Annotated in this window: 15 protein-coding genes; 11 read left to right on the forward strand and 4 right to left on the reverse strand. The window is 71.3% G+C overall.

Translation table 11 applies throughout. The features are described from left to right. The first annotated feature begins 27 nt into the window (after nucleotides 1-27). The 6 genes from O7629_RS28245 to O7629_RS28270 all read left to right on the forward strand — a co-directional run bounded on the left by O7629_RS28245 (nucleotide 28) and on the right by O7629_RS28270 (nucleotide 5,889). Entirely contained in the window at nucleotides 28-1,233 is a 1,206-nt protein-coding gene (locus tag O7629_RS28245; protein WP_278173041.1) for an LCP family protein, read from the forward strand. 151 nt (nucleotides 1,234-1,384) lie between these two features. Beyond that, a complete protein-coding gene (locus tag O7629_RS28250; protein WP_278173043.1) occupies nucleotides 1,385-2,605 on the forward strand; it encodes an LCP family protein in 1,221 nt (406 codons plus the stop codon). Nucleotides 2,606-2,615: 10 nt separating this feature from the next. Further along, a complete protein-coding gene (locus O7629_RS28255; protein WP_278173045.1) occupies nucleotides 2,616-2,951 on the forward strand; it encodes a rhodanese-like domain-containing protein in 336 nt (111 codons plus the stop codon). Nucleotides 2,952-3,015: 64 nt separating this feature from the next. After that, nucleotides 3,016-4,476 carry a PAS domain-containing sensor histidine kinase gene (locus tag O7629_RS28260; RefSeq protein ID WP_278173047.1) on the forward strand — a complete coding sequence of 487 codons (1,461 nt, stop codon included), beginning with the start codon at nucleotides 3,016-3,018 and terminating at the stop codon, nucleotides 4,474-4,476. 11 nt (nucleotides 4,477-4,487) lie between these two features. Next, nucleotides 4,488-4,913, forward strand: a complete 426-nt coding sequence (locus O7629_RS28265) for an ATP-binding protein (protein WP_278173049.1) — start codon at nucleotides 4,488-4,490, stop codon at nucleotides 4,911-4,913. A gap of 94 nt (nucleotides 4,914-5,007) precedes the next feature. Then, nucleotides 5,008-5,889 carry a DUF5926 family protein gene (locus O7629_RS28270; RefSeq protein WP_278173051.1) on the forward strand — a complete coding sequence of 294 codons (882 nt, stop codon included), beginning with the start codon at nucleotides 5,008-5,010 and terminating at the stop codon, nucleotides 5,887-5,889. A gap of 12 nt (nucleotides 5,890-5,901) precedes the next feature. On the opposite strand, the gene O7629_RS28275 is transcribed toward O7629_RS28270, so the two are convergent. Then, complete coding sequence (locus O7629_RS28275; protein ID WP_278173052.1) at nucleotides 5,902-7,113, reverse strand: arginine deiminase; 1,212 nt, start codon at nucleotides 7,111-7,113, stop codon at nucleotides 5,902-5,904. A 166-nt stretch (nucleotides 7,114-7,279) separates the two neighbouring features. Here O7629_RS28275 and O7629_RS28280 point away from each other — a divergent pair, with 166 nt between their 5' ends. From O7629_RS28280 to pheA, 5 genes are all read left to right on the forward strand, one after another. Continuing rightward, on the forward strand, nucleotides 7,280-8,032 hold the full coding sequence (locus O7629_RS28280; protein WP_278173053.1) for a hypothetical protein: 753 nt from the start codon (nucleotides 7,280-7,282) through the stop codon (nucleotides 8,030-8,032). A 180-nt stretch (nucleotides 8,033-8,212) separates the two neighbouring features. Further along, entirely contained in the window at nucleotides 8,213-8,695 is a 483-nt protein-coding gene (locus O7629_RS28285; RefSeq protein WP_123606747.1) for a hypothetical protein, read from the forward strand. A 39-nt stretch (nucleotides 8,696-8,734) separates the two neighbouring features. Continuing rightward, nucleotides 8,735-9,133 (forward strand): ACT domain-containing protein, encoded by a 399-nt coding sequence (locus O7629_RS28290; protein WP_278173055.1) that lies wholly within the window; start codon nucleotides 8,735-8,737, stop codon nucleotides 9,131-9,133. A 4-nt stretch (nucleotides 9,134-9,137) separates the two neighbouring features. After that, the gene (locus tag O7629_RS28295) at nucleotides 9,138-9,746 is read left to right on the forward strand and encodes a hypothetical protein (protein WP_278173057.1); all 609 of its coding nucleotides are present in this window, start codon (nucleotides 9,138-9,140) and stop codon (nucleotides 9,744-9,746) included. A gap of 10 nt (nucleotides 9,747-9,756) precedes the next feature. Beyond that, nucleotides 9,757-10,713, forward strand: coding sequence for a prephenate dehydratase (pheA, locus tag O7629_RS28300; protein ID WP_278173059.1), 957 nt, complete (start codon nucleotides 9,757-9,759; stop codon nucleotides 10,711-10,713). 57 nt (nucleotides 10,714-10,770) lie between these two features. On the opposite strand, the gene O7629_RS28305 is transcribed toward pheA, so the two are convergent. From O7629_RS28305 to O7629_RS28315, 3 genes are all read right to left on the reverse strand, one after another. Next, nucleotides 10,771-11,463, reverse strand: a complete 693-nt coding sequence (locus tag O7629_RS28305; protein ID WP_278173061.1) for an AIM24 family protein — start codon at nucleotides 11,461-11,463, stop codon at nucleotides 10,771-10,773. An 83-nt stretch (nucleotides 11,464-11,546) separates the two neighbouring features. Then, nucleotides 11,547-11,900, reverse strand: a complete 354-nt coding sequence (locus tag O7629_RS28310) for a metallopeptidase family protein (RefSeq protein WP_278173063.1) — start codon at nucleotides 11,898-11,900, stop codon at nucleotides 11,547-11,549. A gap of 174 nt (nucleotides 11,901-12,074) precedes the next feature. Further along, the gene (locus O7629_RS28315; RefSeq protein WP_123606752.1) at nucleotides 12,075-12,506 is read right to left on the reverse strand and encodes an OsmC family protein; all 432 of its coding nucleotides are present in this window, start codon (nucleotides 12,504-12,506) and stop codon (nucleotides 12,075-12,077) included. Nucleotides 12,507-12,574: the final 68 nt, after the last annotated feature.

Raw genomic sequence — 12,574 nt, forward strand, 5'->3', positions numbered from 1 at the left:
CGAGCGCCCGGTACGTACGCTGGAGGCATGTCAGCCAGCAACCAGCACGGTGACCGGTCAGCCAGCAGCCGCCCCGGTGGCCGGGCCGTCCCCGGCCGGACGACCGTTCCGACCGGCACCGCCTACGGGTCCTCGACCGGCCGGGCGCAGGTGCCGGTCGGCGGTCGTGCCGGTAACCAGTACGGCGGTCGTGCCGGCCATCAGGTCGGTGGCCCGCCACGCCGGCCGCGGCCCCGCTGGGGGCGCATCGCCCTGGTCGGCGGGGTGGCGCTGGTGGTGCTGGCCCTGCTCGCCAGCGGCGGGCTCTGGGCGTACGCCCGTGGGCTGAACCAGGATCTGGGGCGGACCGATCCGTTCTCGCAGATCACCGAGGGGCGGCCGCCGGCGGCGGTGGACGGCGCGCTGAACATCCTGCTGATCGGCACCGACTCGCGGGATCCGGACGCCCCGGTCGACCAGGCCGGCAAGTGGCGGGCGGACACGATCATCGTGATGCACATCCCGTCGTCACACGACCGCGCCTATCTGGTGTCGATCCCGCGTGACCTGTACGTGCCGATCCCGTCGGACGCCGCCGCGGCCTGCGAGACCGGCGAACGGGCCAAGATCAACGCCGCGTTCGCCTGGGGCGGGCTGCCGCTGGCGGTACGGACCGTGGAGTGCTTCACCGACGTGCGGATCAATCATGTGATGTCGATCGACTTCGCTGGTTTCGTCGAGGTCACCGATGCGCTCGGCGGGGTCGACCTGACCGTCGAGCAGGACACGACGTCGATCCACAAGCCGTACCGGCAGTTCAGTGCGGGCGTCAATCACATGAACGGCGCCGAGGCGCTGGACTGGGTCCGCCAACGCAAACAGTTTCCGGATGGTGACTTCGCGCGCATGCGTCACCAGCAAGAGTTCCTCCGCGCGCTGATGGACAAGGCTGTGAGTTCCGGCACACTGTCGAACCCGGTCAAACTGAATGCGTTTCTCAAGGCGACGACCCAGGCGGTGACGGTCGACCAGGGCTTCTCCCTGGTCGACATGGCGCTGCAGTTCCGCAAGCTCAGGGGAGAGAACCTGCACTTCCTGACCAGTCCGCACAACGGCAGCGAGACGATCAACGGCGAATCGGTGGTCGTCTCCGACCGGGAGAAGGCATTGTCGATGTACCAGGCGATGGCGGCTGATCAGATGACCGCCTGGGTCCAGGCCAATGTCACGCCCAGCCCGGGTGCCAGTGACTGACAGCCCTGAGTCGGTGACTGAGTGGACATTGCCGGTCGTCACCCGGTGACGGGTCAATCCGACACAAATTTGAAACCCGAGCAGGGTCGATAAGTCGACCAAGTTTCCGTACAGTGGGCTCGCCCTATTGTCACGCCCCCCAGGAGCAGGCATGCCGGTTCAGACCCGCCGACGTTCGACGTCGACCGAGTCGGGGAACCCGCTCGCCACCCGCGGCGCGGCCGGACGTCGGTCGGGTGGCCGGTCGGGTTCGGGCTCCGGCCGCAGCGGCTCGGGCCGGCGGCCCCGCCGCAAGGACCCGGTCTGGGCCCGCACGATGGTCGTGCTGGGTGCGCTGCTGATGATGCTCAGCGGCACCACGATCGTCGGCAGCAAGTGGCTGATCGCCCAGGCGACCAGCGGGATCGAGCAGTCGAACCTGCTCGGCGTCGCAGGCAAGACCGACGCCGAGGGCGGTGACAGCCTCGAAGGTCCGATCGACATGTTGCTGCTCGGCATCGACCACCGGGGCAGCTGGGCGGAGTCGGACACCCGGGCCGACACGATCATCATCCTGCACATCCCCGCCACCCACGACCAGGCGTACCTGATCTCCGTCCCCCGGGACACCGAGGTCGAGATCCCGCCGTTCGAGCAGAGCGGGTGGCCGGGTGGGGTCGGCAAGGCGACCGAGGCGTTCTTCCACGGCGCACAGAACGGTGCCGGGCACGCCGGTGGCGCCCAGTTGATGGCGGAGACGATCAAGAACCTCACCGGGGTCAGCTTCGACGGCGCCGCGATCATCAACTTCAGCGGCTTCAAGTCGGTCATCGACAGCCTCGGCAGCGTCCGGCTCTGCGTCGACGAGGACACCCCGTCGATCCACATGACCCTGGTCGACGGCCAGCCGATGTGGAACTCCGACGCTGCCAAGGTCAGCGGGGAGAAGCAGCAGGTCGTGCACAAGAAGGGCTGCCGCGAGATGCAGGGCTGGGAGGCGCTGGACTTCTCCCGGCAGCGGTACGGGCTGGACAACGGCGACTACGACCGGCAGAAGAACCAGCAGAAGCTGATCAAGGCCATGGCCAAGAAGGCGATGGCCAACGGGGTGATGACCAACCCGCTCAAGCTGAACGAGCTGATCGACGCGGCCGGCAAGGCGTTCGTGCTGGACACCGGCAAGGTGCCGCTGCCGGACTTTGTCTTCACCCTGCGTGGGGTGGCCGCCAACGACCTGGTCATGCTGCGGACCAACGGCGGCAGCTTCAACGGCAACGGCGCCGGCCGGGAGAACATCGATCCGCTCAGCCAGGAGATGTTCCAGGCGGTCAAGAACGACAACCTCGCTGAGTTCATCCTCGCCAACCCGTCGGTGCTGGCGGGCCAGGAATAGGCTGTTCGGCATGCATGGACCACCGATCCCCACCGTTGACGTCCCCGACGTATCCGCCGACGCGTACCTGCTGGACGTCCGCGAGCCCGAGGAGTGGGCGGCCGGGCACGCGCCGGGCGCCCACCACCTGCCGATGATGGAGATCCCGCACCGGTTGGCCGACGTCCCGCAGGAGGGCGACGTGGTGGTGGTGTGCCGGTCCGGCGGCCGGTCCGGGCAGGTCGTCGCCTACCTCAACCAGCACGGCTGGGACAACGTCCGCAACCTCACCGGCGGCATGCAGGACTGGGCGGCGCACTCCCGGCCGATGGTGAGCGAGTCCGGCGAACCACCCCGGGTCCTCTGATCGGCGGCCCGGCGCTGGCGGCCCGGCACTGCCGAAATCCGCCGGCACCGGGCAGACTCGAAGCATGCCGGAACGCCCCGACTATCCGAGTCTGATCGCTGGACACACCGTCGTCCTCGACATGATCAACAGCGGTGAGTCGGGGCTGCCGATCCTGCACCACCTGCTTCGACTCGCGCAGCGTGCGCTCGGCGCCGCCGGGACCTCGTTCGCCGAGTACGGACCACGCAGGGGTCGGATCATCGCCGCCACCGGTGCCGCCGAATGGTCGGTCGGCCGACCCGTCGACCTCGACGAACCCGCCACCGCCCAGCTGCTCACCGGACCGCGGACCGTCGAGTTCCCGGTGACGGCGCTCACCGCTGCCCTGGCCGACCAGATCGCCGGCCGAGGCCTGCACCGGATGCTGATCGCGCGTGCCGAGATCGGCGGGGTGCTGATCGGCAGCCTGCACGCCTACTACCCGGATCCGGACCAGAGTTCCAGCCCTGACCATCACACGCTGATCGCCTACCTGGCGTCCTGCATCGCCCACATGTACGGCGACCAGACCGGGCTGCCGGTGCACGGCGACGGGCCGGTGGTCGCCGCGCTCGCCGACGGACTGGCCATCGTCGACGACGAGTCCTGCGTACGGCTGTGGAACCCGGCGGCTGAGCGGCTCACCGGCAGCACCGCGCAGGACCGGCTGCACCGACCGATCCCGTTCCCGGTGCCGCCCCCCGGACAGGTGGTGGACCACCAACTACCGGACGGCCGGTGGCTGCGGATCACCTCCGGGGAGCTGCCGGGCTTCGTCGCCTCCCGGGTGGTCACCTTCCGGGACATCACCGATCAGCACCACCGCGACCACGACGTCGACCTGTTCATCGCGGTCACCAGTCACGAGCTGCGCACCCCGGTCACCGTGATCAAAGGGTACGCGGAGACCCTCAGCGACCACTGGGAGTCGTTGACCGACCGGGACCGACGGGAGGCCGCCCGGGTGCTCGGGCAGCGGGCCACCGAACTGGCCCGGCTGGTCGACCGGCTACTCTCCGCCGCCAATGACTCGGGACCGGCGGTCGGCGCGCCGGCCGCCCCGTTCGATCTGGTCGAGACGCTGCGGGCCGCTGTCGAGGATCTGCCCGCCGGACTGCGTCAGCGGCTCACCGTCGAGCTGCCCGACGACCTGCCGAAAGCGGTCGGAGACCGGGCGAGCCTGACCACCGTACTCACCGAACTGGCCACCAACGCCGACAAGTACTCGCCATCGGGCAGCCCGATCGAGGTCACCGCCATCGCCGACGAACGCTCGGTGGCCTTGCGGATTAGTGATCGCGGCATCGGGGTACGTCCGGAACACGTGGAACGGGCGTTCGATCGGTTCTGGCAGGGCGAGTCGGGCGACCAGCGCCGTTACCCCGGCGCCGGACTCGGCCTGTACCTGGTCCGACAGATCGTCGAGCGCCAGCACGGCTGGGTGTCCCTGCGGCCCCGCGACGGCGGAGGTACGGTCGCCGAGGTGCGGCTGCCCCGCAGCTGAGAGGAGGCGGCGTGACCTCGGCACTGGCGGGACGGGTGTGGAGCGTGCTGGTACCGCACCATGCCAGCGGCGCCCGGTTCGCCCGTCACCAGCTCGCCCGGACGTTGGCCGACCGGATCCGCCCCGACTTTCTGTCCGACGTGATGACGGTCGTGGCCGAACTGGTCGGCAACGCCGTACGGCACGCCCGGCCGCTGCCGGACGGGATGATCCGGGTGACCTGGCAGCTGACCCCGCACCGGCACAGCCGCACGGTCCTGCTGCGGGTGACCGACGGCGGGTCCGGGGACGTACCGCAGGTCCGGACCGCCCCGTCGGACGCGCTCAACGGCCGTGGCCTGGGCATCGTCGCCGCCCTGGCCTGCCGGTGGGGGGTGGAACCCGCCGGCTCCGGCCGCTGCGTCTGGGCCGAGATCGGCGAGCCGGATCCCGGCTGAGCCGGGGCGGGCTCGGGCGGATTCCCTTCGGTCACCGGCCCGGGGTCCGGGCGGATCCCTCGGCGGTGGGCGGGTTCCTCTAGGCTGTCTGGCCGTGGGCAAGCGCCGAAAGCAGGACCGGGCCGCCGGCGGCGGCAAGCGGGAGAAGATCCGCGACGTATTCGTGCCCCGGCCGTTCGCCGGGCTGGCCGACGAGCCGGACTGGGTCGCGCTGCGCGAACTCGTCCCAGCGGCCACCGCGCCGCTGATCCTCGAACCCGAGCTGGCCGGCAAGTACGCCGACCGGACGGTGACGCTGGCCACCGTACTGCCGATGGCGGCCCCGGCCGTCGTCCGAGCCGACGGCCAGATCATGATCGGGCTTCAGCGGCACGCCCAGTCCGGGGACGTCTCCCGCGACCTGGCGGCGGCGTTGCTGGCCGCGCTGGAGACCGAGCCGGGCGACACGGTGCCGGTGCCGCCGCTGCCCGGCCCCGGCCCCCGGCTGCAGGACGTGCTCGCCGACGGGGCGCTGACGGTTCAGGTGCACGACAGCTTCGCGTTCTGGGTGGAGCCCGAAGCGGCCGCCAACCCGGCGGTGCAGGCCTCCCTGGAGCGGGCCGACGCGTCCATCTACCCGACGACCCGGATGGCGGCGGCGCCCGCCGCGTACTGGTGCCGGGTGGGGGAGCGGGCGCACGTGCGCTGGGTACTGCCCGGTGACGAGGACCGGACGCTGGACACGCTGGCCCGGCTGAGCGCCGCCGGTGACCTGCCGATGGGGCCGCAGACCCGGTTCGCCGGGATGTTCCGGGCCCACGGGCTGCTGGTGCCGGTGTGGGACCTGCCGTCCGGGCCGGAGGCCGCCGAGTGGGAGCAGCCGTTGGCCGAGTTCGCCGAGCGGCTCGCGGCGGCGGCCAGCGTCACCGATCCGCTCGACGCCGCCGCCCGCCGGTCCCGGCAGGGCCTGCTGGGCCGGCAGCTCACGCTGCGCTGACCCGGCGGCCGGTCAGTCGGGCCGGAGCGGATCCCGGACCAGCGGCGCCGACATGCACCGTGGGCCGCCCCGGCCGGACCCGAGCTCGGCGCCGGGGATCGTCACCACCTCGATCCCGGCCCGGCGCAGCTGCGTGTTGGTCGCCGTGTTCCGCTCGTACGCCACACACACCCCCGGGGCCAGCGCCAGGGTGTTGTTTCCGTCGTCCCACTGCTCCCGCTCCGCGGTGACCGGATCCAGCCCGGTGCCGACCAGCCGGAGCCGGTCGATGTCCATCGCGTCGGCGGCGGCCCGCAGGAACGGCGCGGGTCCGGCGACCTGCAGGTCGCCCGCGGCGGTACGGATCACCGTGTACGCGGCGAGCTCCTCGGCCATCGGCGGGTACATCAGCACCGCGTCCACGTCGACCAGCGTGCAGATGGTGTCCAGGTGCATGGTCGCCCGCCGTTGGGTGATCGGCACCACCAGGACGGTGTGGGCCAGCCCGTCGCCGAGCACCCGCCGGGCCAGCCGCTCCACCCCGGCGGGTGTGGTTCGTTCGCCGACGCCGACGGCCAGCACGCCAGGGGCGAGCAGCAGCACGTCGCCGCCTTCGACGTGTTCCTGGTCCGGCCGGTGGATCAGCTCGGTCCCGGCGAACCGGGGATGATGCCGGTAGATCAGGTCGGTGAGCCGGCCCTCCCGGCGGCGGGCGCGCATCGCCAGGCTGGTCACCGCCACCCGGTCGCGGATCCAGACCGATGAATCGCGAGTGAACAGCAAATTGGGCAGCGGGTCGATGATGAAGTCGTGCTCGCGCAGCAGGGCATGCACCAGCCCGGCCGGCCGGTCGTCGCGGCGGGGCAGCTCACCACGGGCCAGGCCGGCGACGAGCACCCGGGCCAGCCCGGCCGGGTCGAGGTAGGCGAGCTGCTCGGCGACCCGGTCGCGCAGGGTCTCGCCCAACCGGCGGCCGGCCAGTACGGTCGCCACGGCCTCGACGCGGGCCGGGGTGGCGGCGAGCGTCTCGGCGAGCAGTTGTTCGAGGTAGAGCACCTCGACGCCGCGCTCGCGCAGCACGGCCGCGAACGCGTCGTGCTCGGCCTGGGCGCCGGCGACCCAGGGGATCGCGTCGAAGAGCAGAGCGCCGCTGTTGCGGGGGGTCAGCCGGGCCAGTTCGCTGCCCGGACGGTGCAGCATGACCACCCGAAGGTGGCCTACCTCACTGTCGACGTAGTGCGTCACACTCGCAGCCTATGGCAGTCGTTTGGCACCATCTGTTGAAAGAGTCGTGGGGTGAATAGGGCATTCATCCCTACTCACTCCGGCCTGGCGTCTTGCTTCAGTACCGGTGTCGCCACGTACGGTAGTTGGTAGTCCATCGTCCAGGGGACCTTTGCCGGAGGTCGTGATGACTGTCTTCCATGAGCGCCGCGTGCTGCCCGCCCAGCGGGCGCTGCCCCGCCGAGCGGGCGAACAGGTTATGGAGGAGTCCCCACCTGGCACGTTGGAGGCCATCCGGCCGTCGCCGATGGAGTGGGCCCGACGCCGTCGGGCCGAGCGTGGCGCCAAGCGGATCGAGGCGGCCGGCGCCCGCGCACTGAACCGCCTGGACCAGCTCGGCCCGTCCTGGCACGTGGTGAACTGGCCGCGCACCGACAGCCCGGACCGGGTGCTCGGGCTGGAGACCGCCGGCCGCGAGGAACGTGCCGGGTTCCTGGCCATCGGGCCCAGCGGGCTCTTCGCGGTCACCGTCGTCGACCACGGCCGCAGCCGGGTCCTGGTCGCCGGTGACGTGGTGCAGATCAACGGCAAGCGACCGACGTACGTCGCCGAGGCCCGCCGGGACGCCAAGCGGGCGAGCAAGGCGATGTCCGCCGCGGTCGGGCACACCATCCCGGTCGCCCCGGTGCTCACCTTCGTCGGTTCCGGGGTGATCAGCGTGTACGGGCTGCCCAAGGAGTGCATGGTCACCACCCATCGGGAGCTGGACCGGCTGCTCATCGCCGGGGGCACCCGGATCAGTTCGGCCACCGCCGAGAAGCTGTACCAGGTGGCCCGACATCCGGAGACCTGGCTGAACGCTCCGTACCGCTCGGCGACCGACTACCGGTGGTACGGGGCCGGCCGTTCAGCCGCTGACAAGCCGACCAGCCGGCGGTAGCCTTCGGGGCGAAGGCGCTGACGACCTCACTACGGCGTACGTCCCGCTGCCGACCAGCTTGTGACGACTGCACCCGTTTACCCCGGTCTGTCCGATCCGGAGCCTGCTCGGCATCAGTCGACGGACCCGGCAGAGACCGGATAGCGTTGCTGTTGTCCGGTTGAGTCAGGGGAGGCGCGGGTGGCGCACGTCGAGCTCTCGATCTCGGAACCGCTGGTTCCCCAGGCCCGCGAGCCGATCGAGCCGATGCGCGTGGACAACTTCCAGCTGTGGGTGGCCACCGCCGCTACCGCGTTGGAACCGTGTCTAGTCCTGCGCCAGGATCTGACCGTCGCCGCGATCTCCCGGTCCTGCTGCGACCTGCTGGGCCTCGGCGAACCCGGCCAGGTCGAAGGCCGGCCGCTGCTGGCCGGCCTGCGGCTGGTCGACTTCACCGCGCAACGCGGCGAGCTCGACGAGACCGAGATCGACAAGATCCCGCCGCTGCTCGCGCTCAGCTCCGGGCGGCTCGCCCGCGGCCTGCTGCGAGTCGACAGTGACGCGGCCACCGCCCAGGGCGACGGCACCGTGGACGCGATCGCCACCCCGGTGTGGATCGGCAAGAAGGTGACCGGGTCGCTGACCTTCTTCGCGCCGATCACCACCGCGTACTCGGCCGGATGACCGGCCCGCCGGTCGACGCCTCTGCCGTACGCTGCCCTCATGCTCGACCTGGACCTGCTGCCAGCGGAGTACGCCGTCTGCCGCCTACCGGCCGGGTCCTCGCTGCCGGCCGAATACCTGGCCGGCCCCACCGCCGGGGTCGTCTCGGTGACCTGGACCGAGGACGAGGTGTCGGTGATCTGCCGCACCGACCGGGTGCCGCCCGGTGCCAAAGTCGAGACGCCGTGGCGCTGCCTGCGGGTGGTCGGCCCGCTGGACCTCGCGCTGACCGGGGTCCTCGCGTCGCTCGCCGGTCCGCTGGCTGAAGCCCGGGTCAACATCGTGGCATTCTCGACCTTCGACACGGACTATCTGCTGGTGCCGACGGTCCGGCTGTCCGAAGCTCTGGCCACGCTGACCGGCAGCGGTCACCGGGTCGCCGGCGCAGCCGTACCATGAGTTGGTGCTGTCCGCACGTCGACGGTCCCGGGCCGGCAGCCGGCACCGCAGCCGGCGCGCCGGCTGCGGACTGCTGCTGATCAGCGCGGCACTGCTCGGCGTATCGATGGTCGCCGGCTGCGGTCGGCCGCCCGGGATAGGCGCACCGACGGCGGACGCGGTGCCGGCACCGACCGGCATGCCGTCGCCGACCGCACCGCCGTCGACCGCACCGTCCGGTACCTCCACGCCCACGCCGTCCAACCCGCCGCCGGTCACCCCGAGCAGCTCCGCGTCGGCCGACGGCTTCCCGGTGGCCGTCGCCGTCGACTGCGCCGGGCGGCCCTCCGCCGCTCAGGTGGTGGCGCTGCTGCGCCGCACCGACGGGCTGCTACCGCCCGGCGCCCAGGTCAGCGTGCCGGTGGCACCCCGTTGCGCCGGCAGTTGGCAGTACACCGTGGTGCAGATCCCGTCCCGGGAGCCGTTGCAGGTGGTCACGGAAGGGTCGCCGACCTTGTTCACGCTGGTCACCGCCGGTACGGACGTCTGCGTCATCCCGGTCCGGGTCGGCGCGCCGGCCGGGATCCGTACCCTCGCCTGCGAGTCGGTGCCGATCCCACCCAGCACTCCGTAAGCTGGCCGGCATGTCCGTCCCCGCGCCGACCCGATTCGCCTTCCTCGGCCCCGAGGGCACCTTCGCCGAGCAGGCCCTGCTGACCATCCCGGCGGCTCGGCAGGGCGAGCGGGTCGCGGCGCGCAGCGTGCCGGAGGCGCTCGACGCGGTCCGGGCCGGCAACGTCGACGCGGCCCTGGTGCCGCTGGAGAACTCGGTCGGCGGAGCGGTCGGCGTCACCTTCGACGAGCTGACCAACGGCCAGCCGCTCGTGATCACCCAGGAGGTGGTGCTGCCGGTCGACTTCGTGCTGGCCGCACCCGCCGGCACGACGCTGGAGCAGATCCGCACCGTCGCCGCCCACCCGCAGGCGTCCACCCAGTGCCGGTCCTGGCTGCGCCGGCAGGTGCCGAACGCCGCCGTGGTCGACGTACTGTCCAACGGCGCGGCGGCCGTCGGCGCGGCGGCCGGTGAGTACGACGCGGCGATCTGCGCGCCGATCGGCGCCAGCGGCCACCGACTGACCGTGCTGGCCGACAAGATCGCCGACCACGCCGACGCGGTGACCCGGTTCGTCCTGGTCCGGCGCCCCGGACCGCCGCCGGCCCCGACCGGCGACGACATCACCACCCTGGCGGTCTACATCGCCCACGACCGGGTCGGCGCCCTGCTCGCGGTGCTGATGGAGCTGGCCGTCCGGGAGGTCAATCTCACCCGGATCGAGTCCCGGCCGACCGGGGAGGCACTCGGCCGGTACGCCTTCTTCCTGGACTGCTCCGGGCACGTCGCCGACGACCGGCTCGGCGACGCGCTGCGCGGGCTCCGCCGGGTCTGCGCCGACGTACGGTTCCTCGGCTCCTACCCGCGGCACGACTGGCCGCCGGCGGCCGGCGGCCGCACCACGGGTGGGCCGGCCGGCCGGCACGACGACGAGTACGCGCAGGCAGCCGCCTGGCTGGCCCGGATCCGCGCCGGCCAACTGGACTGAGCCGACCGGACACCGCCAGCGGGGTCAGTCACCGGCGCGTCCCGCGCGTCGGTCGGGCTACTGGGGGATCTGGCCGGCGCCGCGCACCGGCGGCTCCTCGGACGGCTGGACGATCACGAAGCCCTGGCCGGCGAAGCTCATCGTGAACGCCTCCCCGGTACGCCGGCCGAGCAGCGTACCGATGCCCAGCTGCTCGGCCCGGTGGTAGCCGGTCTGCAGGCTGGCCGACCAGCAGACGGCGGCCTGCGGGTCGACGTAGGTCGGCTGGTCGACGGAGAGCACGACCGGAGTGCCCTTGGTGGTGATGGCGAGCCGGCCCTGCCCGGTGAAGACGCAGTTGAACAGGCCTGCGGAGGAGGCGAAGCCCATCCCCTGGACCATCCGGATGTCGTACTGCAGCGTGGAGTCGAAGGCCAGCACGCTGGAGCCGTTGATGGACAGCGCGTCGCCCGGCTCCAGGTCGATCAGGTGCACGTCGGCGGCCTCGTTGGCGAGGAACACGTCACCCTGGCCGGTCAGCTTCATCAGCGGTACGCCTTCGCCGGTGAGCTTCTGCTTGATGAAGTTGCCGAGACCGCCGGAGCCGAGCGCCTGGAACTGCACGTGGCCCTGGTAGGCGACCATCGAACCGGTCCGGGCCATCGCTTCGCCGTTGAGCTCGATCTTCAGCAGTTTGGAGTTCTGCAGCCGCAGCCCAGGCTGGGCGGACTCCTTCTCCAGGTGATCGGCGGAGAACAGGGCACTGCGCATGGGTTCCTCCTGGTCAGGTTGATCGACCGAAGGGTAGGTAACCCGCGCAACCGCACGTCATCGCCCGGCCGGACCATCCTTGGTCAACCCCAGCCCAGGTCGTGTAGCCGTTCGTCGTCAATGCCGAAATGATGGGCGATCTCGTGCACCACGGTGATCGCGATCTCGTCGACCACGTCGGCCTCGGTCGCGCAGATCCGCAGGATCGGGTGCCGGAAGATGAGAATCCGGTCCGGCAGTACGCCGGCGTAGTCCCAGCCCCGACTGGTGAGCGCGTGTCCCTCGTACAGACCGAGCAGCTCCGGCTCGCCCGGCGGGGTCTCGTCCTCGACCAGGATCACCACGTTGCTCATCAGCCGCAGCAGCTCCGCCGGGACCTCGTCCAGCGCCTCCCCGACCAACTCCTCGAAGCGCTCGCGGCTCATGTCGACCGGCATCGGTCCATTCTGCCGTACCACCGGCTCCCCGAGGCGTTCCCGGGCCTGTCCGGGTATCGATCCCGGGCTTGCTCCGGTATCGATCCCGGGCTTGTCCAGGTATCGGCGAACGTGAGATCGGTCGACGGAGCCGGACAAGCCCAAGATCGTCAGGGTGGCGTCGTGGGCGGGCGGTCAGACGGAGAGGCTGGCGTTCAGGGTGATCTCGGCACCCGGCGACAACAGGCGGGAGATCGGGCAGTTCGCCTTCGCCGCCTCGGCCAGCTTCTGGAAGGTCTCCGGGTCGACGCCGGGCACCTCGCCCACCGTCTCCAGGTCGATCCGGGTGACGGTCATCCCGGCGTCCGTTTTGTCCAGGTGCACACTTGCGGTGGTCTGCACCGACGTCGGGGTGAACCCGGCGTCCGCCAGACCCTTCGAGAACGCCATCGAGAAGCAGCCGGCGTGGGCGGCGCCGATCAGCTCCTCGGGGTTGGTGCCCTCGCCCTCCTCGAAGCGGGACCGGAACGAGTAGTTCCCTTCGTACCCGCCCTTCCCGGTGCGGATAGTGCCAGAACCCTCGGTCAGATTGCCCTGCCAGCGGGCAGATGCGGTACGGATAGGCATGGGCATGACGCTAGCTCACCTCAATGCCCGACGCGACGATGCCCGTGCAAGGTCACCGAGGAGGCTCG

Source organism: Solwaraspora sp. WMMD792 (genome assembly GCF_029626105.1).
GTDB lineage: Bacteria > Actinomycetota > Actinomycetes > Mycobacteriales > Micromonosporaceae > Micromonospora_E.

Excerpts from the sequence above, each read along its gene's own strand:
- O7629_RS28305 (WP_278173061.1), bottom strand. The coding sequence starts at position 11,463 with ATGCGCAGTGCCCTGTTCTCCGCCGATCACCTGGAGAAGGAGTCCGCC.
- O7629_RS28290 (WP_278173055.1), top strand. The coding sequence starts at position 8,735 with ATGCTCGACCTGGACCTGCTGCCAGCGGAGTACGCCGTCTGCCGCCTA.
- O7629_RS28280 (WP_278173053.1), top strand. The coding sequence starts at position 7,280 with ATGACTGTCTTCCATGAGCGCCGCGTGCTGCCCGCCCAGCGGGCGCTG.
- O7629_RS28310 (WP_278173063.1), bottom strand. The coding sequence starts at position 11,900 with ATGCCGGTCGACATGAGCCGCGAGCGCTTCGAGGAGTTGGTCGGGGAG.
- O7629_RS28255 (WP_278173045.1), top strand. The coding sequence starts at position 2,616 with ATGCATGGACCACCGATCCCCACCGTTGACGTCCCCGACGTATCCGCC.
- O7629_RS28260 (WP_278173047.1), top strand. The coding sequence starts at position 3,016 with ATGCCGGAACGCCCCGACTATCCGAGTCTGATCGCTGGACACACCGTC.
- O7629_RS28315 (WP_123606752.1), bottom strand. The coding sequence starts at position 12,506 with ATGCCTATCCGTACCGCATCTGCCCGCTGGCAGGGCAATCTGACCGAG.
- O7629_RS28250 (WP_278173043.1), top strand. The coding sequence starts at position 1,385 with ATGCCGGTTCAGACCCGCCGACGTTCGACGTCGACCGAGTCGGGGAAC.
- O7629_RS28245 (WP_278173041.1), top strand. The coding sequence starts at position 28 with ATGTCAGCCAGCAACCAGCACGGTGACCGGTCAGCCAGCAGCCGCCCC.
- pheA (WP_278173059.1), top strand. The coding sequence starts at position 9,757 with ATGTCCGTCCCCGCGCCGACCCGATTCGCCTTCCTCGGCCCCGAGGGC.